Raw genomic sequence first — 23,703 nt, 5'->3', positions numbered from 1 at the left:
CGCGCTCCTAAAGAGTAAGCCGYGCGACCTGACGAGGCCGCCGGGAACCGCCAGCGGCCCCGCTCAACCTATCCCCATCGCCGCTTCGGGCCGGATCCAAGCGCCCTCCCCTCGCGATAGGGACAGCGATGATTGTGCAGTGGTTCTGAACGCGGATCATTCAGGAGCGCGTAAAAGTGAGAAGTAGCTGAAATCGCTGGGTTCGATCTCGCGAACGCCGGGGATACAGCGCGTCCAATCCCCGTGAATCCCTCTCTCTGAGAGAGAGGGAGGGGCCCACGCGAAGCGTGGGAGGGTGAGTGGTTACACCCTCAGCCGGCGTGCCGGCACATCCCTCGCAACAGCGCCAAGCTTGTCCAGGGGCTTCGCCTACCCTCTCACCCTCCCACCGCTACGCGGCGGGCCCCTCCCTCTCTCCATGAGAGAGGGATTTTGGTGGATGCCGTCGCTCGCGTGAGAAGTCCGTCTCCTCGCGGGCAAGTGACCGCCCCTAACCCACCGCTTCCAGCCGGCTCAGCGCCGCTTCGAGCTTGGTCTTGGCGGCCTCGGCCTCGGCCAGGCGTTCGCGGTTCTCCTCGACGACCTCTTCCTTGGCGCGGGCCAGGAAGTCGGGGTTGCCGAGCTTCTTGTTGGTCTTCTCGATCTCGCCGGCGTGGCCGGCGATCTCCTTGGTCAGACGGGCCTTTTCAGCGGCCAGATCGATGAAGTCGGCGATCGCCAGGGCGCCGGTCGCCTCGCCCATCACGATCGGGACCGAGCCGGTCGGAGAGGTTTCGGCCTCACGGACGCTGTCCAGGCGCGCCAGGGACAGCAGCAGGTCGCGGTGACGCGCCAAGCGAGCCTTGGTCTCCGCGCCCGCGCCGACGACGCTGAGCGCCGGCTTGGCCGACGGCGGCACGTTCATCTCGGCGCGGATCGAGCGGATCTCGCCGACGGTCTCGACCAGCCAACCGATCTCGGCCTCGGCCTCGGCGTCGATCCAGGCTTCCGGCAGCTCCGGCCACCGGGCCGAGATCAGCATGCTGTCGCGGGCCGGGCCGAACTCGGCGGTCTTGTCCCACAGCTCCTCGGTGATGAACGGCATCACCGGGTGCAGCAGCTTCAGGATCACGTCCAGCGCCCAGGCGGCGGTGGCGCGGGTCTCGGCCTTGGCCGCCGCGTCGTCGCCGTTCAGGATGGGCTTGGCCAGCTCCAGGTACCAGTCGCAGAACACGTTCCAGACGAAGCGGTACAGAGCGCCGGCGGCCTCGTCGAACGACGGGGCTTCCAAGGCCTTGGTGACCTCGGCGACGGTCTTGACCGTCTCGCCGCGGATCCACTTGTTGATCGGCTGCTGGACGGTCGCGGGATCGAAGCCCTCGACGCGGACGCACTCGTTCATCTGGGCGAAGCGCGAGGCGTTCCACAGCTTGGTGCCGAAGTTGCGGTAACCCTCGATGCGCTGCTTGCTGAGCTTGATGTCGCGCGCCTGGCCCGACATGGCCGTCATGGTGAAGCGCACGGCGTCGCAGCCCAGTTCGTCGATCAGGATCAGCGGATCCATCACGTTGCCCTTGGACTTGCTCATCTTGGCGCCCTTCTCGTCACGGACGAGGGCGTTGATGAACACCTGCTTGAACGGGACTTCGCCCATGAAGTGGATGCCCATCATCATCATCCGGGCGACCCAGAAGAAGATGATGTCGAAACCGGTGACGAGCGTGCTGGTCGGATAGAACCGCGCCACGTCCGGGGTCTTTTCCGGCCAGCCCAGGGTCGAGAACGGCCACAGGGCCGAGCTGAACCAGGTGTCGAGGACGTCCTCGTCGCGCGCCAGGGTCACGTCCGCGCCGAACTTGGCTCGCGCGGCGGCATAGGCCTCTTCCTCGGCCTCCTCGACGAAGATCGAGCCTTCCGGACCGAACCAAGCCGGAATGCGGTGGCCCCACCAGAGCTGGCGCGAGACGCACCAGGGCTCGATGTTGCGCAGCCATTCGAAGTAGGTCTTTTCCCAGTGTCTGGGCTCGAAGACGGTGTCGCCGTTCTCGACGGCCTTCAAGGCCGGCTGGGCCAGGGTCTTGGCGTCGACGTACCACTGGTCGGTCAGGAAGGGCTCGATGACCACGCCCGAGCGGTCGCCGTGCGGGACCATGTGGCGGGTCTTCTCGATTTCCTTCAGCCAGCCCTCTTCCTCGGCGCGGGCGACGATGGCCTTGCGCGCGGCGAAGCGGTCCATGCCGACATATTCGGCGGGGACGCTCTCATTGAGCTTGGCGTCCGGCGTCAGGATGTTGATCGCGGCCAGACCGGCGCGCTTGCCGACGCCGAAGTCGTTGAAGTCGTGGGCCGGGGTGATCTTCACCGCGCCCGAACCCTTGGTCGGGTCGGCGTAGTCGTCGGCGACGATCGGGATGCGGCGGCCGACGATCGGCAGGGTCACGAACTTGCCGACCAGGCCCTTGTAGCGCGCGTCGTCGGGATGGACCGCGACGCCGGTGTCGCCCAGCATGGTCTCCGGACGGGTCGTGGCCACGACGATGTAGTCGCGGGTCTCGAATTCGGTCGGCTTGCCGTCGTCGTCGAAGGCGATCGCGTGCTGGTAGGCAGCCCCGTCGGCTAGCTTATACGCGAAGTGCCAATAGGCGCCGTCGACCTCCTTCTGCTCGACCTCGAGGTCGGAGATGGCGGTCTGGAACTGCGGGTCCCAGTTCACCAAGCGCTTGTCGCGATAGAGCAGGCCCTGCTTGTAGAGCTGGACGAACACCTTGCGGACGGCGGCCGACAGGCCCTCATCCAGGGTGAAGCGCTCGCGCGACCAGTCGCAGCTGGCGCCCAGGCGGCGCAGCTGGTTGGTGATGGCCCCGCCGCTCTCGGCCTTCCATTCCCAGACCTTGTCGACGAAGGCTTCGCGGCCCATGTCGCGGCGGCCGATATTGCCGGCGGCGGCCAGCTGGCGCTCGACGACCATCTGGGTGGCGATGCCCGCGTGGTCGGTGCCTGGCAGCCACAGGGCGGCCTTGCCGCGCATGCGGTGGAAGCGGGTCAGCACGTCCTGCAGCGTATTGTTCAGCGCGTGGCCGATGTGCAGCGAGCCCGTCACGTTCGGCGGCGGGATCACGATGACGAACGGCTCAGCGTTCGGATCCTCGCTCGGCCTGAAGGCCCCGGAGGCCTCCCAGGCGGCGTACAGGCGGGGTTCGACGGATTTGGGATCGAAGGTCTTATCGAGCATGGCGGAGCGGATATGCCATCTGCGGCCCCGGCGGGAAACCGCCGGGCCTTGGTTTTCTGGAGGAATTCGCAATGAAAAAGGCGGCCGCCGCAGCGACCGCCTTGATTTCTCGGCTCTGGAGAGCGCTTAGACGCCGCGACCGCGGGCGATCCGTTGCACTTCTTCCTCGACCTTGGTCTCGACGATGCGCGGCAGGTTCTGGTCCAGCCACTCCTTGAGCAGCGGGCGCAGCAGCTCGCGTACGACGTCTTCCAGGGTCCGGGCGTCCTTGGGCATCAGCAGGGCCGAGCTCAGGCTGCCGAAGGCGCTGGCGGCCAGCGTTGAGGCGTGATCGCCGACCAGCTTATCGGCCACGTCGTCGCGATCGAAGATCGGCGTCGGCGCGGTATAGGCCGGCTCCGGCTCGGGCGCCGGCGGCGAATAGACGTCGATGTCGCCGACGCTTTCCAGCGGCGGCAGCTCGGGCTCCGGCTCCGGTTCGGGCGCGATCGGATCGGTCAGCTCGAGGACGTCGTCCTCGAGCGCCTCGGGTTCGGGCTCGGGTTCGGGCGGCGGCGGGGCCGCCTCGGCCGCAGGCTCCGCCGGCGCGTCATCCTCCGAGATGATGCGTCGGATGGAGGCGAGGATCTCCTCCATCGTCGGTTCTTGAGAGCTCTGATCGGACATGTGTGGGGCCGTCGTAAAGAGATACGAATCCTTGCGCGCCCTAGGACGCGCTTCGTCGCGATGGTGCAGACTTGCGCGTGTTAAGCAAGCGCAAGTCGACGCCTGGGCGGAATCGACGCGGCGCGGAGCCTACTTGGACCCGCCCTTGGGGGCGGTCGAGGGCGCGCCCAGCTTGTCGATCGCCTGGACCACCGGCTCCCACGGCACCCAGCCCACGCTGTGCGTCACGCGGTCGTAGGAGGCCTTGGGATCGTAGGCGGTGGTGGTCGACGACAGCTTGTTGACGTCCAGCTGGCCCATGGCCTGCAGCACCACGGCGCTGGCGACGTATTCGTCGCGGCGGGCGGCGACCAGGGCCAATTCGGCGTTCGACAGTTCCAGCTGGGCGTTCAGCACGTCCAGCGTCGTGCGCAAGCCGACCTGCTGCTCCTGGCGAACACCCTCGAAGGCGATGCGGGTGGCGCGGACCTGTTCCTCGTTCGAGACCAGACCGGCGCGCGAGGCCAGCAGATTGCTCCAGGCGTTGGAGACCTGCTGGATCGCCGTGCGCTTGGCGCCCTCGGTGGCGCTGCGGGCGGCGTTCTCGCGCTCATTGGCGGCGCGGACCTGCGAGGTCGTCAGGCCGCCGGTGAAGATCGGGACCGAGGCCGTGATCGCGCCGGACAGGGAGCGGTCGTAGTCGTCGAACTGGCTGCCGACGCCCGAACGCCTGTCGGCGGCGTAGCCCAGCGAGGCGCGGGCCGAGACGGTGGGGCGATAGCCGGCCTTGGCCACGGCGACGCGGGCGGCTGCGGCCTGCTCGTTGTACTTGGCCGAGGTCACGCCCGGATTGGTGGTCTGAGCGGCTTCGAACGCCTGATCGACCGTCGCGGGCAGCAGCCCCGCCAGGGTCGGTTCCGGCGCGAGCTCGCCCGGCGTCTGGCCGACGATGGCGGCGTAGCCGGCGCGGCTGACTTCCAGCTGAGCCTGGGCGGACGACAGGCCGGCCTTGGCGGCGGCCAGGCGGGCTTGCGACTGGGCGACGTCGGTGCGGGTGATCTCGCCCACGTCGAAGCGGGCGTTGGATTCGTCCAGCTGGCGTTGCAGCACCGCGACGTTTTCCTTGGCGATGCGCAGGCGTTCCTGGTCGCGGCGGACGTCGACATAGGCTTGGACGACGTTGACCAGAACGCTTTGCTCGACCGAGCGCAGGCCTTCGCGGGCCGACAGCACGTCGGCCTCGGCCGCGCTCAGATTGGCGCTGGCCCGGCCGCCCGTGTAGAGCGGCTGGCTGATCGAGACCGCGGCGCTGCTGCCCGACGCCTTGATGTCGGCGCCGCTGGAGGGGCTGGTGTTCGAGGCGGTGATGTCGAGCTCGCCGCCGACCGAGGGGCGGAAGCCCGTCTTGGCCTGGACCACGCCCTCGTCGGTGATGCGGGCGCTGGCGCGCTGTTGCTGCAGCGTCGGATTGGTCTGGTAGGCCAGGGCGATCGCGTCGGCCAGGGTCTCGGCCTGAGCTGTCGAGAACGCGGAAAACACGCCAGCCAGAAGGCCCGCGCTGCAAGCGGCGGCCAGCAATCCGGCCCGTCGACGGTTCGACATCAAGATTCTATCCCCAATCACGCGAAGCTCGCGCCTGCCACAATATGATCGCGTGTAAGTCGGACCGCCAGACGTCGCCAGTTAAGCTTTTTTCACGCGGACGTTGCGGCGTCCCCGAACGGCCGCGTGATCAGAAGCTAAACCCGACCTCCGCCTCGAAGCCGGCCAGCATGGGCGGCGAAGCGTCGAAGGCCTGTCGGCGGCCGACACCGTCGTCGCTGCGCAGATAGATCGCCGCGCGCCCCACCGGGCCGGTGCGCTCGACAACGCCCAGGCGACCGCCGACAGCCAAGGCGTCCTGCCAAGCCTTCGGCGCGGCCGTCACGGCGCCTTCGCAGATGATCACGTCGTACGAACCGGCTGGAACGGCCTTCAGGTCGTCGCCTTCCAACCGGGTCACCGACAGACCCATCGCCTCCAGCACGGCCGCCGCGTAGGGCGCCGCGATGGCCAAGGCTTTCTCACCCTCACGCGGCTTCAGGACCTGGAGCAGCTTGCCCACCTCGCGCGGACGCAGCAGCCAGCGCCCCGGCGCGTATTCGATGTCGGCGTCGGCATAGGCCAGATAGGCCTTCGAGGCTGGGACCACGCTCTCGCGCGCCACCACCCGTAAGGCGTCCTGCAAAGGCAGGTCGGTGACGTCGGCGGTGCGAATTTGGCTCTCGACCATGTTCAGCCGCGCGGCGGCGAAGTCGGTGCTCATGGAATCCCTCGAAGGACTGGACTTTCGAGCAGGCTTATAGGTCCGCCGCTCGCCGAAACGCAATGCGATCCCAGGCCGCGCCGGCCCGACAAGCGGCGCCGCAAGGCCTTAAAAGCGTCATCAACTCATAGCCGCATACCAAAAAAGACCAAAAGCCCGGCGAATAGACTAGCGGGAAGCCTTGTCACGTAACGTCGATTGATCGTGACGGGCTTATGGTGAATATGCGGCTATCGTCGGCGAGCCGGCGATGGGGGAGGAAGCCCAAATCAGTAGGCTTCGTGGGGAACTGCCATGCATAGCGCGGGAGTGGTGATCGCAGGTGCGATCTGCGTCTTGGTGCTGATCTATTTTCTGCCGTGGTTCGACGAGCAGGCGCGCCGTGTGTACGGCCGTTGGCGTCGGAAACAGCGTGACCAGCGCGAGGAACGCGAGCGCCAGGAACGCATGCGCCGCACCTCGTCGCAATAAGGCCACAAAAGGCGTTACGCGGAACCAATCGCGGACGACGGAACTGATCAGAAGCGGACCCGCGCCGCGTCCCAGTTCACTCGTCCAAGGTCCGTCCATGAAGATCGCCCAGGTTACTCCCCTCTATGAGGCTGTTCCTCCGCGCCTCTACGGCGGCACGGAGCGTGTCGTCGCGCACCTGACCGACGCCCTCGTCGACCTCGGTCACGACGTCACCCTGTTCGCCAGCGCCGAGGCCCAAACCAAGGCCCGGCTGATCGCCGTCCGCGATCAAGCCATTCGCCTGGATCCCGCGCCCCTGAAGTCTGATCTGGCCGCGCACCTCGCCCAGATCGCCGAAGTGCGGGCCCTGGCCGACGCGTTCGACGTCGTCCACTTCCACACCGACATGGTGCAGTTCCCGTTCTTCGCCGACCGCGCCGAACGGACCCTGACCACGCTGCATGGCCGCTTGGACCTGAAGGACCTACCAGGCGTCTACAAGCGCTGGCCGCAGTTCCCGCTGGTCTCGATCAGCGACGACCAGCGCCGTCCCCTGCCCTTCGCCAACTGGGCGGGGACGGTTCACCACGGCATGAACGCCGACCTCTATGCCTTCTCGGAGAAGAGCGAAGGTTATCTGGCCTTCCTCGGCCGCATCTCGCCCGAGAAACGGCCGGACCGGGCGATCATGCTGGCCAAGCGCCTGGGCAAGCGCCTGAAGATCGCGGCCAAGGTCGATCCCGCCGATCAAGCCTATTTCGAGGACAAGATCGAACCGATGATGCTGGGCGATCCGCTGATCGAGTTCATCGGCGAGATCGGCGATCACGAGAAGTCGGCGTTCCTGGGCGGCGCGGACGCCTTGCTGTTCCCGATCGACTGGCCTGAGCCCTTCGGCCTGGTGATGATCGAGGCCATGGCTTGCGGGACACCGGTGGTGGCCTATCGCTGCGGCTCCGTGCCCGAAGTCATCGACGATGGCCTGACCGGCTTCATCGTCGACAATGACGAACAGGCCGCCCAAGCCGTTCTTCGTGTCGAAACCTTGGATCGAAACCGCGTCCGCGCGCGTTTCGAAGAGCGGTTCTCGTCCGAGGCGATGGCCCGTCGATATGTCGCGCTCTATGAGCGGCTTTGCGACGGCGCGGCCGTCTACCCGTCCTTGGTCGATTTCGCGGCAAGCGCATGACTTGAAGGAGGGGCCATGGAGAATCTCGCACCGGCGCTAGACGCACCGGTCGATTATGGTGTGACGGCCGAGGTCCGTGCGCCGCAGAATCTCTACGCCCTCAAGGACAAGGACACCTTCATCGTCGCCGATCAGTTCGGCGACATCGCCGGCCAGGGCGACGGGCTGTTCCACAACGACACCCGCATCCTGTCGTTCTACCGCCTCAGCCTGGGCGGACGCGCGCCGTCGCTGCTGTCGGCGGCGGTGGCGCATGACAACGTCTTCTTCACCTGCAACAGCACCAATCAGGCCCTGCCCTATCCCGGCGGCCCGATGGGACCGCCGGGTGTGCTGCACATCGAGCGCAAGCGCTTCTTGTGGGGCGAGCGGCTGTACGAGCGGATCCGCTGCGTGAACTACAGCCGCGACACCGTGCTGTTGCCGATGACCATGGAGTTCGACGCCGACTTCAAGGACATGTTCGAGGTGCGTGGCACCCACCGCGCCAAGCGCGGCGTCAAAGGTCCGCCCCATCTCGACGGTCGACGCGTGGCCTACACCTATATCGGCCTGGACGGGGTGGAGCGGTCCTCGTTCATCGCCTTCTCGGACGCGCCCTTTCGCCTGGGACCGCACAAGGCCGAGTTCATGTTCTCCCTTCACGCCGAGGGCGAGACCGAGCTCTATATCGAAATCGGCATCACCGACGGCCACACGCCCAGCCGCGAACGCTTCCGCGACGCCGCCGCCCGGGCGCGCTGGGATATGCGTTCACGCCGGCGCCACGGCGCGCGGCTGAACAGTTCGGGCCGCCTGTTCAACGAGTGGCTGGGCAAGTCGCGATCGGACCTGGCGCTGCTCACGACACGAATGGAGACCGGTCCCTACCCCTATGCCGGCATCCCGTGGTTCTCGACCGCCTTCGGGCGCGACGCGATCATCACCGCCTGGCAGATCCTGTGGTTCGAACCGTCGCTGGCCAAGGGCGTCCTGCGCTATCTCGCCGCCCACCAGGCCCATGAGCGCTCGGCCTTCCGCGACAGCGCGCCCGGCAAGATCATGCACGAGACCCGCAAGGGCGAAATGCCGGCGCTGGGCGAGGTGCCGTTCGGCCGCTACTACGGCGGGGTCGACACAACGCCCCTGTTCGTGGCCCTGGCCGGCGCCTATCAGGCGCGAACCGGCGACGACAAACTGATCGACGAGCTGTGGCCGGCGCTCGAACAGGCCATGCACTGGATCGAGCACGACGGCGACAGCGACGGCGACGGCCTGATCGACTACGCCCGCGGCCAGGACAGCGGTCTCTCGAACCAGGGCTGGAAGGATAGCGAGGACTCGGTCTTCCACGCCGACGGCCGTTATCCATCGGGCCCGATCGCCCTGGTCGAGGTGCAGGGCTATGCGTTCGCCGCCTATCGCAGCATGGCCCGCCTGGCCGAGCGCCGGGGCGAGATCGGCCAGGCCGCGATCTGGCGCCAAAAGGCCGACACCCTGCGCGAGAAAGTCGAGAAGCTGTTCTGGATGGAGGAGCGAGGCTTCTACGGCATCGCCATCGACGGCCAGGGGCAGCTGTGTCGCGTGCTGGCGTCCAATCCCGGCCACCTGCTGTTCTGTGGCCTGCCCTCGCCCGAGCGGGCCCGCAAGGTCAGCGACCAGCTGCTGTCATCCGGCTTCAACTCCGGCTGGGGCGTGCGGACCCTGGCCACCGGCGAGGCGCGGTTCAACCCGATCAGCTATCACAACGGCTCGGTCTGGCCGCACGACACGGCCCTGTGCGTCATGGGCCTGTCGCGCTACGGGGAACGCGACGGCGTGGTGAAGCTGACGGCGGACCTGTTCGAGACCGCCAGCCGGATGGGCATGCGCCTACCCGAACTGTTCTGCGGCTTTCCCCGTTCGCCCGGCGAGCCGCCGGTGGCCTATCCTGTCGCCTGCCTGCCCCAGGCCTGGGCGGCGGGTTCGGTGTTCATGATGCTGCAGGCCTGTCTCGGCATCACGATCGACGCCGATCGGGGTGAGATCGTGCTGGTCGATCCGCGCCTGCCCATCGGCATCGACCGCCTGCGCGTCGAGCGTCTGCGAGTGGGCGCCGAGGCTGTCGATCTGATCTTCGAACGCCATGGCGATCGCGTGGCGGTTCGCGCCGAGGGCGACGTACCGTTGATCATTCGCTCGCAACCGCGCTGGGACTAAGGCGTGGCGCGGCGCGCGCGCCAAACAGGCTCAAACGCCGTTGAGGTCTTTGCCGGATTTAGGCGCTTCCAGACTTCCGAGAACCGGAGTCGAAGCGCGAAAACCTGAAGGCGAGTGGCTCCGCGGGTAGGATTCGAACCTACGACCAGCCGGTTAACAGCCGGCTGCTCTACCACTGAGCTACCGCGGAACAGGTCGCTCTTCAGAAGAGGCCGGGTGATAGCCGCCCCGCCGAGTCGGCGCAAGGCGCGACAGTCCACGCTCGACGATCCGACGAGGCTTCGCCGCGCACCTCGCGATATGCGACGCGGAAGCGCACCACCCGCCAAGGCCAAGTTGTAGGAAAATCTTGGATCTCTTCTTGGCTCGGAAACTCGCACCGACCGAAGAACGGCGGTCGCAAGTCCGAAAGAGAGTGGCTCCGCGGGTAGGATTCGAACCTACGACCAGCCGGTTAACAGCCGGCTGCTCTACCACTGAGCTACCGCGGAACAGGCGCTCTTTAGAAGAGGCCGCGTGATAGCCGCCTCACCGCGGCGATGCAAGCACCGAATTCTAAAAAAACAGCCCGGCTTGCGGCCGGGCTGTGGAAAGTCAGTGATGGTGGTGCGCCTTCAAAGAAGACACCCTGAAAATCGGGCCTTTATGGTTAATTGAACCTTAATTTCCACCATCGCGGCCAAAAGGTCGCAGTCGTCGCAGCCTGTCCTCAGGGGCGCTTGGGGATCTCGAGGCCGCGCTGCACCGCGGGTCGGGCAAGCCCCGCCTCCAGCCACCGGGGCACGTGTTTCAGGGCCGCCCAATCGACCAGGTCGCCCGCGCCGTAGAAGCCGACCAGATTGCGCACCCATCCAAGCGTGGCGATGTCGGCGATGGTGTAGTCGTCGCCCATGATCCAAGCGCGGTCGGCGAGCCGGCCTTCCAGCACGCCCAGCAGGCGCTTGGATTCGGCGACGTAGCGGTCGCGAGGCCGCTTGTCCTCGTAGTCCTTGCCCGCGAACTTGTGGAAGAAGCCCACCTGGCCGAACATCGGACCGATGGCGGCCATCTGGAAGAACACCCACTGCAGGGTCTCGTAGCGCGCCGCCGGGTCGGTCGGCAGGAACCGTCCGCTCTTCTCGGCCAGATAGACCAGGATCGCGCCGGACTCGAACAGGCCCAGCGGCTTTCCGCCCGGACCGTCGGGATCGATGATCGCGGGGATCTTGCCGTTCGGGTTCAGCGACAGGAATTCCGGCCCCCAGGTCTCGTCCTTGCCGATGTCGATCGCGTGCGGCTCGTACGCCAGGCCCGTCTCCTCCAGCATGATCGAAACCTTCACCCCGTTGGGCGTCGGCAGCGAATAGAGCTGGATCTTGTCGGGGTGCTGGGCCGGCCAACGCCGGGTGATCGGGAAGGCGGAAAGATCCGACATGCGGGAACCCTCGTGTTTCAACGCGCGCAACGGCGCCGGTTGCATTTGGCGTGTCCGGTCACTGTTTTCCAGGGTCGCCCCGCCCTGAAATCGAGACGGTGACAATTCGCGGGATTGATCCGCGCGCGAACATCGCTATCCGGGGGGCTGACAAGCCGCCCGGGGGGGCTAAAGACATCATCATGACCACCGCCGACGACCATTGGCCGGAAACGTTGCAACGAGTCGTCGCGGCGATGGATTTCGAGCTGAGCGCCGAAAAGGTCGGAACCGACACCACCAAGCCCAGCTTCCTGATGCAGACGACCTCCAGCGCCGACTTCTCGAACCTGCCCGCGCTGGTGGCCACCGCCGTTCACGCCGGGCTTGAGATCGACCGGAAGATCGCCGCGCCGGGTCCCGCCTACGATCTCCAGGCGCGCAATGTCCGTCAGGCCCTGGTCGACGCCTTGAACAGGGAAATACCGGGCGCCGGCCGATCGCCGTTCGTCACCGGCTACGCGACGGCCTACCGCATCGAGCTGGCGCGCGTGCTCTGGGCCGCCATCGCCGACGCTCCCCGCCGTCGTCTGCAGGAGCTAGCGGGCGAAAGGCAGGGCTGAGCGCCTTCTACCAGGCGCCGATGTTGGGCATCGAGACCCACGGCTCGGCCGGCGGCAGATTTCCGTCCTGCAGCAGCTCGATCGAAATGCCGTCCGGCGAGCGCACGAAGGCCATGTGGCCATCGCGCGGCGGACGGTTGATCGTCACGCCCATGTCCATCAGGCGCTGACAGGTCTCGTAGATATTGTCGACCCGATAGGCCAGGTGGCCGAAATTGCGGGCGCCGCCGTAGTCCTCGTCGTCCCAGTTATAGGTCAGCTCGACCATCGGGCCTCGGCGCTCCTGGGCCAGGTCGACGTCGTCCGGCGCGGCCAGGAACACCAGGGTGAAGCGGCCCTTCTCGTTCTCCATGCGGTACATTTCCTGGAGTCCCAGGCCGTCGCAGTAGAACCGCAGCGAAGCGTCCAGATCACGGACGCGGACCATGCTGTGCTGATAGCGCAAGACGAAGCTCCCAATGGAAACGGACGAGGCGAACGTCGGTATAGACGCCGGCCCGCGACCGGCAATCCACTAAACGGGCTCGCGTTCCCGGGTCTGACGCCGCCAGAGGGCCGCATATTCGCCGCCGGCCTCCAGCAGGGCCTCGTGGCGGCCGCGCTCGACCACCTTGCCCCGGCGCAGCACGACGATCTCGTCGGCGTCGGCGATGGTCGACAGGCGGTGGGCCACCACCAGGGTCGTCCGCCCCGCCCTCGCCTTGCGCAGGGTCGCCTGGATCGCCGCCTCGGTGCGGCTGTCCAGCGCGCTGGTGGCCTCGTCCAGGATCAACACCCGCGGCTCGGCCAGCAGGGCTCGGGCGATGCCGACCCGCTGGCGCTCGCCGCCGGAAAGCTTGAGACCTCGCTCGCCAACCTTGGTGTCCATGCCTTCGGGCAGGTTGCGGATGAACTCGCCCAGTTCCGCCGCCTCGGCCGCGGCCCAGACCTCGGCCTCACCGACCTCGGGCCGGGCGAAGGCGATGTTGGCGGCCAGGGTGTCGTTGAACAGGGCCACGTCCTGCGGCACCAGGGCCACGGCGCGGCGCAGCGACGCCTGTTTCAGGTCGCGCAGGTCGTGGCCGTCAAGGGTCACGCGGCCGGCCTGCGGGTCGATCATCCGCAGCGCCAGGCGCACCAGGGTGGTCTTGCCCGCGCCCGAAGGTCCGACGATGGCCATGGTCGTGCCCGGCGCGACGGTCAGCGAGACGTCCGCCAGACCCTCCGAGCGGGCCCCATGACGGAACGAGACGGCCTCGAAGGCCACGGCCCCGCCGCGCCGGTCGGCGCAGGGCGGCAGATCCTTGGCGTCAGGCGCGTCGGCGACATCGGCCGTCTGGCGGCGCAGTTCCAGCATCGCTTCCATGTCGATCAGCGACTGGCGGATCTCGCGATAGGCGAAGCCCAGGATGTTCAGCGGCGCGTAGAGATTGATCAGGATCAGCACCGCGGCGGTGACGTCGCCGGGACCGATCTCGCCGGCGGCGGCCTGGGCGCCCGCCAGCACGGCCATCGCGCCAAGACCCAGGCTCATCACCGCCGACTGGACGACGTTCAGCAGGTTCAGCGAATTGGTGGCCTTGATCTGGGCGTGACCGTAGACGTCGAGCGCCTGGCCATAGCCCGCCACCGCCCGGTCCTCGCCGCCGAACGACTTGACCGTCTCATAGTTCAGCAGGGCGTCGACCGCCCGGCCGGCGGCCTCGGCGTCGGCTTCGTTCAACACCCTGCGGTGGCCGATCCGCCAGTCGGAGATGGCGAAGGTCAGATAGCCGTAGATCGCCACGGTCGCCAGAGCGACGGCCGCGAACCGCCAGTCGTAGGCCTTGGCCAGGACGATGGCGGCCATGATCAGTTCGACGCCGGTCGGCGCGACGTTGAAGACCAGGCCGCGCAGCAGGAAGTCCATCGAGCGCGCGCCGCGATCGATCACTCGGGACAGCGAACCGGTGCGCTTGGACTGGTGGAAGTCGATCGACAAGGACAGGGCGTGGGAGAAGGTCTCGACGGCCGCCCGGTTCTGGGCGGCCTGGGCCACCGGCGTGAACACCGCGTCGCGCGCCTGGGGTGCGGCGGCGGAGACGAAGCGGATCAGGGCCCAGCCCCCCGCCAGGCCGGCGAAGGCCCAGGTGACGGCGGCCGCCGCGCCCTGCCCGGCCGACAGATGGTTGACCGCCTTGCCCAGCATCAGCGGCGCCAGGACGCCGAGCGCCTTGCCGGCCAGGGTCAGCACCAGGGCGACGGTCACGCGCCAGCGCAGGCCGGGCGCCTTGGACCGCAGCACCAATTGAATCAGATCGCCCATGGCGCGCCAGAAGCGCACCGGCTGATCGGGCTTGGCGATCGCGCCCGATGTGGCGGCGCGGCTGGCCGAGGGCGCCCCGCCCATGCCCCTCATCGGGTTTCCCCGCCGATCAGCAGGGTGGTCTGGACGCCGCCGCCCGGCGTCATCCAGTCGATCCGCCAGCCCATCGGCGTGCGATCGGCCCGGACGGGTCCATAGACCAGAGGCGCGGCCGGCGAGGTGGCGATGGTCACCCCGTCCTCGCCGCCGTCTCCTCCGGCCTGGATGTAGTGCGGCCCGTGGGACAGCGAGTCGCTCAACGAGATGAAGAAGCGGCCGTCGTCGTCCGTGCGGCCGCCGCCGCGGGTGACGCGATCGACCCGGATGTTCAGGCCAGCGCCCGGCGCGGCCACACCCGAGACCACCGCCCCGCCCTCGCGATCGACATCGACGGCCAGGATGCGCGGCGAGGACGATCCGGCCGTGAGACGGCGAGCGCCCGCCCCGGCGCGCAGCAGGGCGACCTCGCCGCCGTCGGCGACCATGATGTAGCCCTCGGCCTGCACCGTCCGGCCGCCCCGCGTGGTCGACAGCCCGAACAGACGGACGCCCGGCTCGTTGGGCACGGCGAGGCTCCAGCGCCCGAAGGCGTCGACCCGCCCCATCACCGCTTCGCCGGTGGGCGACCCCAGACGGATATCCGAGTCCGGCGCGCCCTGGCCGACCAGGGTGATGCGGTTTCCCGCCCGCTGGGCGCTTTCCAGGGTCGGCGGCGCCAGATAGCCGGCCTCGGCGCTGTTGGCTTCCTCGGCGGCCTTGGCCTTCCCCGGCGTATCAGGCCCGCAGGCCGTCAGCAGCGAGGCGGCGAGTCCCGCCGCGAGCATCGGCGCCTTGAAACCTCGGAGACGAAACCTGATCATGCAGCCTCAAATAGGGACGAACCCGAGGCGCGCGAGCCCGCGCGCCTTTGTCTTGTGTGTGGAGTGGACGACGATGCCCGACGAGTCTAGCCGCCTGGGTTCCGTCTGCGTGTACTGCGGTTCCTCCGACGACGCCGACCCCAGCTACATCACCGACGCCTACAGGATCGGTGAGAGCTTCGCCCGCGCGGGGCTGAAATTGATCTATGGCGGCGGCGGCGTGGGCCTGATGGGCGCCACGGCGCGCGGAGCCCACTCGGCCGGCGGCGCGGTGCTGGGAATCATCCCGACCTTCCTGCGCGGCCGCGAGCAACCGTTCGACGACGTCGAGACGGTGATCGTCGACAACATGCACGAGCGGAAGATGATGATGTTCGAGCGGTCGGACGCCTTCGTCGTGCTGCCCGGCGGCATCGGCACGCTGGAGGAGATCGTCGAATTGCTATCTTGGCGCCGTTTAGATCTTCACCAGAAGCCGATTGTGTTCCATAACCCCGGCGGTTTCTGGGATCCGCTGTTCGAACTGATCCGCCACACGATCGACGCGCGCCTGACCCCGCCCAGCCTGGCCAACGCCTGGCGCGCGGTCGAAAAGGCCGAGGACGTGACCCCCGCCCTGCTGGCCTGGGACGAAGAAATCTACCAGGCGGGCGCACCGACCACGCTTCGACAGTTGACTTAGTTTTCAAAAGAGACGCACTATCCCTACGAGCCCGTTGTTCGACGAACCGCGTGCGCTCATGCGTCGGATCTCCCATCCGGCGCGGGGATAGGAGACCATGGAATGCGTACCGCTTTTAACGCGGGCCTGACGGCCTGCGCCCTGATGGCTGGCCTGCTGGCCGGCCCCGCCTTCGCCGCCGACAGCGAAGGCGCCTGGCTGAAGCTGAAGACCCCCGTCTCGACGGACCACTTCATCCAGGACGGCTCGGTCTGGCGCTGCAAGGCCGACGTCTGCACCGCCACCAGGGTCCGGGCCCTGCCCGTGGCCCGCGCCTGCCGCAAGCTGGCCGGCCAGCTCGGCGAACTGACCGCGTTCAACTATCGCGGCGAGCCGCTGGAGGACGCCGCGATCGCCGACTGCAACACGGCCGCCAAGCCGAAGAGCTAAAGCTTTCTAGGCGCGCAAGCTAAAAGGCCTCCGCCGGCGAACCGGCGGAGGCCTCCTTCTTTCGGGGTGTGGGACCCTTCGAGCTTATTTCCGCCCAGTGGGCTTGGACGACTTCGGCGGCTTCGGACTTGGCCGATCGCCCACCAGCATGCCGCCCAGCAGGGCGAACGAGAACATGGCGTGGTTCATCTTCGATACGTTCATGGCGGCGTCTCCCAGACATAGCCGTTAGGACCAGGAGACGCGCGCGGCTTACAGGGGCTTCCACCCTCCTAGTCGTCAGCGCGTCATGGCCAAGCATGCGCCCATCACGGCGCCGCGCAACGAAAATAATCCGTATAAGGATCATGTCAGCCTGCGGATGATCTTGCCGTAAGCCGCTGCGATCACTCGCAATTTTTGTCCGTATACGATGCTTTTTCACCTCCACTCGAGGCGCGGCAAGGCGTTGCGGCGCCTGGGTTGGCGCGGAGGTCTTCACCAAACCGCTGAGCGCATGCGCACACCAACCGCGCGAGAAAAAGCCGCCCGCGTCGGCGTGACGCAGGCGGCTTTGACGTTTCGATCCCTTGGTCCGTGGGCTGTTTAGGCCGCGGCGTCGAACGACAGGGATTCGTAGCGCTTCAGGTGGTGATCGACCGAGCCGAACAGGCCCTCGATCAGGCTGGCGCGCTTGAAATAGTGGCCGATGGCCAGCTCGTCGGTCATGCCCATGCCGCCGTGGATCTGGATGGCGTTCTGGCCCACGAACTTGCAGGCGCGGCCCACCCGGACCTTCATGGCCGAGACGGCCTTGGCCCGCTCGGCGGCGCTCTCGTCGACCTTGATGGTGGCCATGTAGGTCATCGACACCGACTGCTCGACCTCGATGAACATGTCGACCATACGGTGCTGCAGCACCTGGAAGTTGGCGATGGCCGTGCCGAACTGCTTGCGCTGCTTGGCGTAGTCCAGCGTGCCCTCGTGCAGCTTGCGCAGCACGCCCACGGCCTCGGCGCCGACGGCGACCGTGGCCTCGTCGATCACCTTCTCGACCAGCGGCAGACCGTTGCCCTCCTCGCCGATCAGGGCGTCGGCCGGCAGCGAGACGTTCTCGAAATAGACTTCCGAGGCGCGGTTGCCGTCGACGGTGGGATAGTCGCGGGTGACGATCCCCGGCAGGCTCTTGTCGACCAGGAACACCGAGACGCCGCCGCTGTCGCGCTGAACGCCGCCGGTGCGGGCGGTCACGACCAGGTGGGTGGCGAACGGCGCGCCGACCACCACGGCCTTGTGGCCGTTCAGGGTCCAGCCCGAGCCGTCCTTCTTCGCCGTGGTCTTCAGGTCCCGCCAGGTGTAGCGGGCCTGCGGCTCGGCATAGGCGAAGGCGATGGTGGTGGTTCCGCCGATGATCCCCTCGATGACCGAGGCGGCGTTCGCATAGCCCGAATGCTTCAGGAAGCCGCCGCCGATCACCACCGTGCCAAGATAGGGCTCGATGACCAGCGCCTTACCGAACTCTTCCATGACGATCATGTTGTCGATCGCCCCGCCGCCCAGGCCGCCCAGGTCCTCGCTGAACGGCGCGCCCAGGATGCCCAGCTCCTCGGCGAAGGCCTTCCAGTAGTCGGCGCGCCAGCCGCTGTCCGAACTGACGATCTTGCGGCGGGTCTCGAAGTCGTACTTGTCCTGCAGGAAGCTGGCGATCGTGTCGCGCAGCATCGACTGTTCTTCGGTGAAGTTGAAATCCATGAGGGCGGCTTCCTCTTATGGTTCTATTGGCGTCACCCCTCCCCCTTGCGGGGAGGGGCCGGGGGTGGGGGTGTCAGCGCCGACGATCGAAAGAATAAGCTCGATTGCCGAGTACGGGTCGTTGATGGCCTGCGAATTGGGAACCCGGATCACCCGATACCCGCGACCTTCCAGCCAAGCTTGGCGTTCGGCGTCACGAGCAGCGACATGGTCCAGGTCGTGAACCGCGCCATCCACTTCGACGATCAGTCGATGATGATGGCAGACGAAGTCCACGATGTAGGGCCCGAAAGGCGCTTGGCGACGAAAGTGAGATCCTGGGATCTCGGCCCTCTTCAGCGTCTTCCAGAACAGCTTCTCCGCCAGGGTCGGCTCGCGACGCATCCGTTTGGACGAGCGGTCGGCTCGGTCGGAATGGTGCAAAGCCCCTGGCGTCCGTGCTGACACCCCCACCCCCTGCCCCCTCCCCGCAAGGGGGAGGGGAAATCCGGTTAAATGTTCAGAGCCCCAGCACCATCTTGGCGATGATGTTGCGCTGGATCTCGTTGGAGCCGCCGTAGATCGACGTCTTGCGGACGTTGAAATAGGTCGGGGCGGCGCGATGGGCGAAGTCGGGGCCGATCGGGTGGGCGTTGTCGCCGTCCTTGGGGAAGCCGCGGAAATACGGCGCGCCATAGTGGCCGGCGGCCTCGAGCACCAGTTCGGTGATCCGCTGCTGGATCTCGGTGCCCTTGATCTTCAGCACGCTCGATTCCGGACCGGGGCCCTTACCGGCCGCCTCGCCGGCTAGGGTGCGCAGCTCGGTATATTCCAGCGCCGTCAGGTCGATCTCGAGTTCGGCGACCTTGCGCTTGAACATCGGATCCTTGATCAGGGCGTCGCCGTCGTCCGACAGCTCGGTCGCGGCCATCTGGCGGATGCGTTCGATGCCGCGCTTGGAGCGGGCCACGCCGGCGATGCCGGAGCGCTCGTGGGCCAGCAGGAACTTGGCGCAGGTCCAGCCCTTGTTCTCGTCATAGATGCGGTTCTCGACCGGCACCTTGACGTTCTCCAGCCAGACCTCGTTGACCTCGTGCTCGCCGCCCAAGGTGATGATCGGCCGCACGGTCACGCCGGGCGACTTCATGTCGATCAGCAGGAACGAGATGCCTTCCTGGATCTTGGCGGCCGGGTCGGTGCGGACCAGGCAGAAGATCCAGTCGCCGTGCTGGGCCAGGGTGGTCCAGGTCTTCTGGCCGTTGACCAGGTAGTAGTCCTTGCCGTCGTCGCCCGTGAAGCGCTCGGCCTTGGTCTTGAGGCTGGCGAGGTCGGAGCCGGCGCCGGGTTCGGAATAGCCCTGAGCCCACCAGATGTCGCCTGACAGGGTCGGCGGCAGGAACCGTTCCTTCTGCTCAGGCGTGCCGAACGTGTAGATCACTGGTCCGACCATGTTTATGCCGAACGGCAGGATCGGCACGCAGTCGGCGCGGGCGGTCTCTTCCGACCAGATGTAGCGCTGGACCGAGGTCCAGCCCGGGCCGCCGTACTTCTCGGGCCAGGCCGGGGCGACCCAGCCCTTCTTGGCGAGCACGCGGTGCCAGGAGAGGAAATCATCCTTGGCCATCTCCTCGCCCTCCTCCTGCTTCTCCCGCAGGCCCGCCGGATAGTTCTCGGCGATGAAGGCGCGGACCTCGTCGCGGAAGGCGAGGTCCTCGGGCGAGAAGTCGAGATTCATGGCGAGCTCCCGTTCAGCCGGCCCCTCTTGAGGAGGCCGTTCATGCGTTCAGGCGCCACGATAGATGTCGAACGAACGTTTGGAAAGATGACGTTAGCGTCAACGGAAGTGAATATGATCCGCGTTCACTTACACCGCCCGAACGTCACTACCGGACTTCGCAGGCCAGCTTGACGAGCGCCAGGGCCGAAGCGCCGCCGACGCCCTCCTCGTCCACCACATCGAGCGCCAGAAGCGGCCGCTTGTCGAGGATTTCGAGCAGGCGCGCGTGACCCTTGGTCGGGCTGACATGGGCGGCCAGACAGTGCTCGATCGCGGCCGGCTCGATGGCGCGGACGATCGCGGCGGCGGCGCAGGCGGCGTAGCCGTCCAGCAGCACCGGCACCTTCTGCACGCGGGCCGCCAGGATGGCGCCGGCGACGGCGGCGGTCTCGCGACCGCCCAGCTGGCGCAGGATCTCGAGCGGATCGTCGCCCATGCCCTCGGCCTTGGCGCGGGCGACGGCGGCGGCCACCGGCGCTGGATCGTCGGACCAGTCCAAAGCCTCGCCGCCGAACAGGGCCAGGCAGACGGCGGCGGCGGTGCGGGCGGGCTCGGCGGCGATGACGCCGGGGATCAGCAGATCCGGCTGCTTGGCCAGGGCCTCCATGCCGAAGGCGATGGTGGCGGCGGCCTCCTTCTCGCTCATCGAGGCCTTGTCGACGGAGTCGGGCGACGGGCGGTCGATGGCCAGGTCGAAGGCTTCCAGCCCCGCCCCCTGCACGCCGGCCAGACGCGAAACGGTGGCCCCGCCCGAGGCGATGACTTCCAGGCGGTCGCGAGCATAGCCGCGCGGGCCGACGCCTTGGCGGGCCCCGGCATAGAGGGCGACGACCGGCCGATTGACGGCAGGCGGAGTCTTGCCGCTCCAGGCCGTCAGCCAGGCGGCGATCTCGGCGAGCCGACCGCCCTGCTCCAGCACGGGGAACGGCCCCGGCGCGGGCGGCGAGGCGGCGAGCTGGCGAATGTCGGCGAACGGGGAAGCGGTCATGAGCGCGGACTTAAACCGGTCCGCGCCCAAAGCAACCCCAGAAGGCCCTTAGAGAACGTCTAGGACGCGGCGACCTGGCTCGACAGGTAGGTCTTGCAGACGCCGTCGCGCTCGGCGAGCAGCTTGGCCTTGCGAGCCTCGTCCTTGGTCTTGCCCTGGCGGGCCGCCTCGGCTTGCAGCGACACACCGCGATCGGTGATCGAGGAGCCGCGGCCGAAGGCCTGCGACTTGATCTGGGCGGCCAGGTCGCCGGCCGAAAGTTCGCCGAGCGCCGCCGACTGGGCCAGCGCCAGGCAGCGGTTGGCCTGCAGGTACTGGCCGTCGGTCCAGCGGTCGCTGGCGGCGAAGGCGGGCGCCGCGGCCGAGGCCAACGCGGCGACGGCGAGGGTCGAGAGGACGAACTTGCGCATGGATATCTCCTGATCTTGAGGCGCGACCGTTCGCTTCGCCGACGCTTGCGCGCCGGCGATGGAACGGGGATGCTTGAAATGATGAGTACTGAAGCGACGAAATCCGAGGCGAAGCCGCCCCGCGCGATCGCCACGCCTTGCGTGAAGGTCTGCGCGGTCGACGGAGCGTCGGGCTACTGCCTGGGCTGCCGCCGGACCCTGCCGGAGATCGCCGGCTGGGCCCGCCTGAGCGACGAGGAGCGGGCCGCCGTCATGGCCGCCCTCCCCGACCGCCCCGATCCGATGGTCGCCCTGATGGCGGCCGCCGGTCGCGGCTGAACGCTACTTCGCGCCGCCCAGATAGGCGGCGCATTTCGACTCGCGCTCGGCCAGCAGCTTGGCCTTCTTCTTGTCGTCGGCGGCGTCGGCCTGCTTGCGGGCGGCGTCGATCTTGCTGACGGCCGAGGTGCGGACGGCCAGGTCGCGATCGCCGCCTTCGGCGCGCAGGAGCGCGTCCAGCGACGCGGTGTCCAGCTTTCCCAGGTTTTCCGAGCTAGCCAGTCCGCGGCAGCGCGCCGCTTCGAGGAATTGCAGGTCAGAGATCGAACCCGCATTGGCCGCGCCGGCGAGCGACGCCACGGCGACAGTAGCGATGATCAGCACTTTCATGGCGATATTCCCTCGATAAGCCACTTTATTGTTGGCGAGAGAAATAACGCCGCCTCGAAGGTTTTCGAAGTTAATTCCAAGACATGAAAAGCATTACGGCGGCGTAATGTGAGTTATTAAATTCATGTAATATGAGCAGCGTTCAGTACATCCGTATACTTGTTACGACATTGGTAACCATGGTGTGAAAATAGCCCACCCGATTCACGCCTTGAAAAGGCCTACCTGCTAGTGATTTAGACAACGGCCGCAGAAGCGGTCTCAAAGCCGGTACGGCAAGGTGTGCTCTATGTTGAGGTTCGCGGCGATCGCTTTCGTGGGCGCCCTGTCGGCGGTAGGCGCGGCCAAAGCCGTCGTCTCGCTGGACGACCTGCGCCGTCCGGAACTGAGCGCCCCGACCGCCGCCTCGGCCACGCTCGGCGGCGAAGGCGGCGCGGCCCAGATCACCAAGGACCGCGATGGCCACTTCTGGGCCCAGGCCGCCGTCGACGGCCACGCCGTCCGCTTCCTGGTCGACACCGGCGCCACCGCCGTTTCGCTCAGCATGGCCGACGCCCAGCGCCTGGGCATCGACACCAGCAAGCTGACCTACGACTACAACGTCATCACCGCCGATGGCCGCACCCGCGCCGCCTCGGTGCATCTGGCCAGCGTCTCGATCGCCGGCGCCCGGGTCCGCGACGTCGACGCCCTGGTCATCGAGAAGGGCCTCGAAAATTCGCTGCTGGGCATGAGCTATCTGGGCCGCCTGTCACGGTTCGAGGCCACCCCGAACTCGCTGATCCTGCATCCCTAAACTAGGCCGCGGGAACGGTTCGCTCCTCGCGGGACGCCAGGGCCATCCGCACGGCCTCCAGGGCGCGATCCACGACCTCCAGACCCGCGCCCGGCTTGACGCCCTCGACCGTCAGGATGCGCCGCCACGCGCGCGCCCCCGGCAGGCCGTGGAACAGGCCCAACATGTGCCGGCTCATGGCCGCCAGATGCGTTCCCGCCGCCAGCTCGCGCGCCAGGTACGGCCGATAGCGCTCGACGGCTTCGAAGCTGTCGACGTCGGCGACCTCCAGCCCGAACACCCGCCGGTCGATCTCGCCCAGCAGGCCGGCCTCGTGATAGGCCGCCCGCCCCAGCATCACCCCGTCGACGTGTTCCAGGTGCGCCACCGCCGCGTCGACGCTGGGCACGCCGCCATTGATGACGATGGTCAGGCCCGGTCGCTCGCGCTTGAGCCGATAGACCAGCTCGTAGTCCAGCGGCGGGATGTCCCGGTTCTCCTTCGGCGACAAGCCTTGCAGCCAGGCCTTGCGGGCATGGACCACGAAGCTGTCGATCCCGACCGCCGCACAGCGATCGACCAGGCCGAACAGGCTTTCCTCCGGATCCTGGTCATCGACGCCGATCCGGCACTTCACCGTGGCCGGGACCTTCACCGCGGCCTTGATCGCCGCCATGCATTCGGCGACCAGATCGGGTTCCCGCATCAGGCAGGCGCCGAAACGGCCGCTCTGGACCCGGTCCGACGGGCAGCCGACGTTCAGATTGATCTCGTCGTAGCCGTAGCCCTCGCCGATCCGCGCGGCCTGGGCCAGTTCGGCCGGATCCGATCCACCTAGCTGCAGCGCCACCGGATGCTGGCCGGGGTCGTAGCCGAGCAGCTTGTCGCGGTCGCCATGCACCACCGCGCCGCTCGTCACCATCTCGGTGTAGAGCAGCGCGCGCGATGACAGGCCCCGGTGCAGCGACCGGCAATGCCGATCGGTCCAGTCCATCATCGGGGCCACGGAAATCCTATGCGCCTGATATTCCAAGATTTTTACCGAAACCAGCCAAGAACGCGAACGACGTAACAACGCCCTGCGGCGCGTCGAAGGCCGCTATA

24 protein-coding genes and 2 tRNA genes are annotated in these 23,703 nt (G+C 67.4%); 8 read left to right on the top strand and 18 right to left on the bottom strand.

Annotated elements, in window-relative coordinates; genetic code table 11:
• Window positions 1-490: 490 nt before the first annotated feature.
• From ASC70_RS02535 to ASC70_RS02520, 4 genes are all read right to left on the bottom strand, one after another.
• Window positions 491-3,211 carry a valine--tRNA ligase gene (locus tag ASC70_RS02535; RefSeq protein WP_056046161.1) on the bottom strand — a complete coding sequence of 907 codons (2,721 nt, stop codon included), beginning with the start codon at window positions 3,209-3,211 and terminating at the stop codon, window positions 491-493.
• A gap of 126 nt (window positions 3,212-3,337) precedes the next feature.
• Window positions 3,338-3,877 carry a DUF2497 domain-containing protein gene (locus ASC70_RS02530; RefSeq protein ID WP_047411377.1) on the bottom strand — a complete coding sequence of 180 codons (540 nt, stop codon included), beginning with the start codon at window positions 3,875-3,877 and terminating at the stop codon, window positions 3,338-3,340.
• Between the two features lie 129 nt (window positions 3,878-4,006).
• Window positions 4,007-5,464: a TolC family outer membrane protein gene (locus ASC70_RS02525; protein ID WP_082539793.1), complete on the bottom strand. Its 1,458-nt coding sequence runs from the start codon at window positions 5,462-5,464 to the stop codon at window positions 4,007-4,009.
• A 124-nt stretch (window positions 5,465-5,588) separates the two neighbouring features.
• Window positions 5,589-6,161 (bottom strand): protein-L-isoaspartate O-methyltransferase, encoded by a 573-nt coding sequence (locus ASC70_RS02520; protein WP_056046158.1) that lies wholly within the window; start codon window positions 6,159-6,161, stop codon window positions 5,589-5,591.
• Window positions 6,162-6,455: 294 nt separating this feature from the next.
• Here ASC70_RS02520 and ASC70_RS25235 point away from each other — a divergent pair, with 294 nt between their 5' ends.
• The 3 genes from ASC70_RS25235 (at window position 6,456) to ASC70_RS02510 (ending at window position 9,981) form a co-directional block, all read left to right on the top strand.
• Window positions 6,456-6,632, top strand: a complete 177-nt coding sequence (locus ASC70_RS25235) for a hypothetical protein (RefSeq protein ID WP_164468818.1) — start codon at window positions 6,456-6,458, stop codon at window positions 6,630-6,632.
• A 97-nt stretch (window positions 6,633-6,729) separates the two neighbouring features.
• The gene (locus ASC70_RS02515; protein WP_056046156.1) at window positions 6,730-7,803 is read left to right on the top strand and encodes a glycosyltransferase family 4 protein; all 1,074 of its coding nucleotides are present in this window, start codon (window positions 6,730-6,732) and stop codon (window positions 7,801-7,803) included.
• Between the two features lie 15 nt (window positions 7,804-7,818).
• Complete coding sequence (locus tag ASC70_RS02510; protein ID WP_056046154.1) at window positions 7,819-9,981, top strand: amylo-alpha-1,6-glucosidase; 2,163 nt, start codon at window positions 7,819-7,821, stop codon at window positions 9,979-9,981.
• A gap of 115 nt (window positions 9,982-10,096) precedes the next feature.
• Here ASC70_RS02510 and ASC70_RS02505 read toward each other — a convergent pair.
• The 3 genes from ASC70_RS02505 to ASC70_RS02495 form a co-directional block, all read right to left on the bottom strand.
• Window positions 10,097-10,171 (bottom strand) — tRNA-Asn (locus tag ASC70_RS02505).
• Between the two features lie 226 nt (window positions 10,172-10,397).
• A tRNA-Asn gene (locus ASC70_RS02500) sits at window positions 10,398-10,472 on the bottom strand.
• Window positions 10,473-10,690: 218 nt separating this feature from the next.
• A complete protein-coding gene (locus ASC70_RS02495) occupies window positions 10,691-11,395 on the bottom strand; it encodes a glutathione S-transferase N-terminal domain-containing protein (RefSeq protein ID WP_056046153.1) in 705 nt (234 codons plus the stop codon).
• A gap of 182 nt (window positions 11,396-11,577) precedes the next feature.
• Between ASC70_RS02495 and ASC70_RS02490 the strand changes: the two genes are divergently transcribed.
• Window positions 11,578-11,997: a hypothetical protein gene (locus ASC70_RS02490; RefSeq protein WP_056046152.1), complete on the top strand. Its 420-nt coding sequence runs from the start codon at window positions 11,578-11,580 to the stop codon at window positions 11,995-11,997.
• A 7-nt stretch (window positions 11,998-12,004) separates the two neighbouring features.
• Here the strand turns inward: ASC70_RS02490 and ASC70_RS02485 are convergent, their stop codons facing one another.
• The 3 genes from ASC70_RS02485 to ASC70_RS02475 all read right to left on the bottom strand — a co-directional run bounded on the left by ASC70_RS02485 (window position 12,005) and on the right by ASC70_RS02475 (window position 15,180).
• Window positions 12,005-12,442 carry a VOC family protein gene (locus ASC70_RS02485; RefSeq protein ID WP_056046150.1) on the bottom strand — a complete coding sequence of 146 codons (438 nt, stop codon included), beginning with the start codon at window positions 12,440-12,442 and terminating at the stop codon, window positions 12,005-12,007.
• A gap of 69 nt (window positions 12,443-12,511) precedes the next feature.
• Window positions 12,512-14,443: an ABC transporter ATP-binding protein/permease gene (locus ASC70_RS02480; protein ID WP_082539702.1), complete on the bottom strand. Its 1,932-nt coding sequence runs from the start codon at window positions 14,441-14,443 to the stop codon at window positions 12,512-12,514.
• Entirely contained in the window at window positions 14,371-15,180 is an 810-nt protein-coding gene (locus ASC70_RS02475; RefSeq protein WP_056046146.1) for a hypothetical protein, read from the bottom strand. The genes ASC70_RS02480 and ASC70_RS02475 overlap by 73 nt, the downstream gene beginning before the upstream one ends.
• A gap of 73 nt (window positions 15,181-15,253) precedes the next feature.
• Between ASC70_RS02475 and ASC70_RS02470 the strand changes: the two genes are divergently transcribed.
• Together ASC70_RS02470 and ASC70_RS02465 are read left to right on the top strand one after the other, a co-directional pair.
• A complete protein-coding gene (locus tag ASC70_RS02470; protein ID WP_047411351.1) occupies window positions 15,254-15,862 on the top strand; it encodes a TIGR00730 family Rossman fold protein in 609 nt (202 codons plus the stop codon).
• A 102-nt stretch (window positions 15,863-15,964) separates the two neighbouring features.
• Window positions 15,965-16,291: a hypothetical protein gene (locus ASC70_RS02465; protein WP_047411349.1), complete on the top strand. Its 327-nt coding sequence runs from the start codon at window positions 15,965-15,967 to the stop codon at window positions 16,289-16,291.
• A gap of 84 nt (window positions 16,292-16,375) precedes the next feature.
• Here the strand turns inward: ASC70_RS02465 and ASC70_RS24755 are convergent, their stop codons facing one another.
• From ASC70_RS24755 to ASC70_RS02445, 6 genes are all read right to left on the bottom strand, one after another.
• Complete coding sequence (locus ASC70_RS24755; protein WP_156136854.1) at window positions 16,376-16,510, bottom strand: hypothetical protein; 135 nt, start codon at window positions 16,508-16,510, stop codon at window positions 16,376-16,378.
• Window positions 16,511-16,876: 366 nt separating this feature from the next.
• Window positions 16,877-18,022 carry an acyl-CoA dehydrogenase family protein gene (locus tag ASC70_RS02460; RefSeq protein ID WP_056046144.1) on the bottom strand — a complete coding sequence of 382 codons (1,146 nt, stop codon included), beginning with the start codon at window positions 18,020-18,022 and terminating at the stop codon, window positions 16,877-16,879.
• Window positions 18,023-18,037: 15 nt separating this feature from the next.
• Window positions 18,038-18,445 (bottom strand): endonuclease domain-containing protein, encoded by a 408-nt coding sequence (locus tag ASC70_RS24285; protein ID WP_235519210.1) that lies wholly within the window; start codon window positions 18,443-18,445, stop codon window positions 18,038-18,040.
• A 76-nt stretch (window positions 18,446-18,521) separates the two neighbouring features.
• The gene (locus ASC70_RS02455; RefSeq protein ID WP_056046142.1) at window positions 18,522-19,736 is read right to left on the bottom strand and encodes an acyl-CoA dehydrogenase family protein; all 1,215 of its coding nucleotides are present in this window, start codon (window positions 19,734-19,736) and stop codon (window positions 18,522-18,524) included.
• A 148-nt stretch (window positions 19,737-19,884) separates the two neighbouring features.
• On the bottom strand, window positions 19,885-20,766 hold the full coding sequence (locus ASC70_RS02450; RefSeq protein WP_056046141.1) for a nicotinate-nucleotide--dimethylbenzimidazole phosphoribosyltransferase: 882 nt from the start codon (window positions 20,764-20,766) through the stop codon (window positions 19,885-19,887).
• A 59-nt stretch (window positions 20,767-20,825) separates the two neighbouring features.
• Window positions 20,826-21,176, bottom strand: a complete 351-nt coding sequence (locus ASC70_RS02445) for a hypothetical protein (RefSeq protein WP_047411337.1) — start codon at window positions 21,174-21,176, stop codon at window positions 20,826-20,828.
• Between the two features lie 81 nt (window positions 21,177-21,257).
• On the opposite strand from ASC70_RS02445, the gene ASC70_RS02440 reads away from it, so the two are divergent.
• Window positions 21,258-21,494 carry a DUF1289 domain-containing protein gene (locus ASC70_RS02440; protein WP_056046228.1) on the top strand — a complete coding sequence of 79 codons (237 nt, stop codon included), beginning with the start codon at window positions 21,258-21,260 and terminating at the stop codon, window positions 21,492-21,494.
• A gap of 3 nt (window positions 21,495-21,497) precedes the next feature.
• Here the strand turns inward: ASC70_RS02440 and ASC70_RS02435 are convergent, their stop codons facing one another.
• A complete protein-coding gene (locus ASC70_RS02435) occupies window positions 21,498-21,824 on the bottom strand; it encodes a hypothetical protein (RefSeq protein WP_056046139.1) in 327 nt (108 codons plus the stop codon).
• A 280-nt stretch (window positions 21,825-22,104) separates the two neighbouring features.
• Between ASC70_RS02435 and ASC70_RS02430 the strand changes: the two genes are divergently transcribed.
• Window positions 22,105-22,620 carry a TIGR02281 family clan AA aspartic protease gene (locus ASC70_RS02430; protein ID WP_056046137.1) on the top strand — a complete coding sequence of 172 codons (516 nt, stop codon included), beginning with the start codon at window positions 22,105-22,107 and terminating at the stop codon, window positions 22,618-22,620.
• Window position 22,621: 1 nt separating this feature from the next.
• On the opposite strand, the gene dusA is transcribed toward ASC70_RS02430, so the two are convergent.
• Entirely contained in the window at window positions 22,622-23,650 is a 1,029-nt protein-coding gene (gene dusA / locus ASC70_RS02425) for a tRNA dihydrouridine(20/20a) synthase DusA (RefSeq protein WP_369815090.1), read from the bottom strand.
• Window positions 23,651-23,703 lie beyond the last annotated feature (53 nt).

Source organism: Caulobacter sp. Root343, from assembly GCF_001425745.1.
Classification (GTDB): Bacteria; Pseudomonadota; Alphaproteobacteria; order Caulobacterales; family Caulobacteraceae; genus Caulobacter.
Note: the sequence above shows the minus strand (reverse complement) of the source record. Positions and strands in the feature narration are given on the sequence as shown.

Bases quoted from the DNA above. Each gene is read 5' to 3' on its own strand.
- ASC70_RS02490 (WP_056046152.1), top strand. From the start codon at position 11,578: ATGACCACCGCCGACGACCATTGGCCGGAAACGTTGCAACGAGTCGTC.
- ASC70_RS02475 (WP_056046146.1), bottom strand. From the start codon at position 15,180: ATGATCAGGTTTCGTCTCCGAGGTTTCAAGGCGCCGATGCTCGCGGCG.
- ASC70_RS02515 (WP_056046156.1), top strand. From the start codon at position 6,730: ATGAAGATCGCCCAGGTTACTCCCCTCTATGAGGCTGTTCCTCCGCGC.
- ASC70_RS02455 (WP_056046142.1), bottom strand. From the start codon at position 19,736: ATGAATCTCGACTTCTCGCCCGAGGACCTCGCCTTCCGCGACGAGGTC.
- ASC70_RS02510 (WP_056046154.1), top strand. From the start codon at position 7,819: ATGGAGAATCTCGCACCGGCGCTAGACGCACCGGTCGATTATGGTGTG.
- ASC70_RS02450 (WP_056046141.1), bottom strand. From the start codon at position 20,766: ATGACCGCTTCCCCGTTCGCCGACATTCGCCAGCTCGCCGCCTCGCCG.
- ASC70_RS02445 (WP_047411337.1), bottom strand. From the start codon at position 21,176: ATGCGCAAGTTCGTCCTCTCGACCCTCGCCGTCGCCGCGTTGGCCTCG.
- ASC70_RS02460 (WP_056046144.1), bottom strand. From the start codon at position 18,022: ATGGATTTCAACTTCACCGAAGAACAGTCGATGCTGCGCGACACGATC.
- ASC70_RS02530 (WP_047411377.1), bottom strand. From the start codon at position 3,877: ATGTCCGATCAGAGCTCTCAAGAACCGACGATGGAGGAGATCCTCGCC.
- ASC70_RS02520 (WP_056046158.1), bottom strand. From the start codon at position 6,161: ATGAGCACCGACTTCGCCGCCGCGCGGCTGAACATGGTCGAGAGCCAA.
- ASC70_RS02470 (WP_047411351.1), top strand. From the start codon at position 15,254: ATGCCCGACGAGTCTAGCCGCCTGGGTTCCGTCTGCGTGTACTGCGGT.
- ASC70_RS25235 (WP_164468818.1), top strand. From the start codon at position 6,456: ATGCATAGCGCGGGAGTGGTGATCGCAGGTGCGATCTGCGTCTTGGTG.
- ASC70_RS02495 (WP_056046153.1), bottom strand. From the start codon at position 11,395: ATGTCGGATCTTTCCGCCTTCCCGATCACCCGGCGTTGGCCGGCCCAG.
- ASC70_RS02465 (WP_047411349.1), top strand. From the start codon at position 15,965: ATGCGTACCGCTTTTAACGCGGGCCTGACGGCCTGCGCCCTGATGGCT.
- ASC70_RS02435 (WP_056046139.1), bottom strand. From the start codon at position 21,824: ATGAAAGTGCTGATCATCGCTACTGTCGCCGTGGCGTCGCTCGCCGGC.
- ASC70_RS02440 (WP_056046228.1), top strand. From the start codon at position 21,258: ATGAGTACTGAAGCGACGAAATCCGAGGCGAAGCCGCCCCGCGCGATC.
- ASC70_RS02535 (WP_056046161.1), bottom strand. From the start codon at position 3,211: ATGCTCGATAAGACCTTCGATCCCAAATCCGTCGAACCCCGCCTGTAC.